The 640-nt window shown below is 48.4% G+C and carries 1 protein-coding gene; it reads right to left on the bottom strand.

Annotated features, from left to right (window positions below; genetic code table 11):
• The coding region (locus HMPREF1627_RS10455) for a hypothetical protein (RefSeq protein WP_158705782.1) at positions 1–239 on the bottom strand (239 nt) is incomplete at its 3' end.
• Positions 240–640 lie beyond the last annotated feature (401 nt).

The following is a 640-nucleotide window of genomic DNA, read 5'->3' as shown; positions in this document are numbered from 1 at the left end:
GTTTCTATGTCAGCTTTCCACTGTCGTCCAGTCAGACGAATGAGGGTGGCGTTGGCAGGGACGCGGAAAGCTGCATGAGTCACCTTGGGATTCTCAATCGGCCCACTTTCAATGTAAATGTAGTCTCCAACCAAGCTTGACTTGTGGGGCCAATCCAAGATACGGATAACCTCGCCCGAATCATCAAGACATTCAATCTTCACCAATGCGGCGCCGGCCACTTCTGGCGATGACGACACAGATTCTATCCAGAATTGGAAGTTCTCTCCGGCTTCGACAGGCACTTCAAGAGCAAGATTATGAATTGGCTCTAACTTGATATCGCTAAACTGCTGGTCTCGAAAAAAATCCAAGAATTGCATTTTCAACGAAGGTACCCGATCCCTAGTGGCCCTCATACGAGCTTTCCTAAGCAAGTTTTTACCTGACGAATGCATAGTAATCCTCAACTTTTCGGTTTTGAGTCTTCATTTTCATTTTTCATGCCTTTTGCGTCATTTGTCATGCACCTGGCTCGGCTCAACGTCCCTAGCTGACTGCTAGGGCTTACGCACGCGACAGCGCTCTAGCGTCGACTGAGCCCGTCTAAAAGTCCAAACCTCTAAGCTGGTTCGGATCCTTTATTGCGTAGCTTCCGGAT

The organism is Actinomyces sp. S6-Spd3 (assembly GCF_000758755.1).
Lineage (GTDB): Bacteria > Actinomycetota > Actinomycetes > Actinomycetales > Actinomycetaceae > Pauljensenia.
This window is presented reverse-complemented; position numbering and strand designations above follow the sequence as displayed.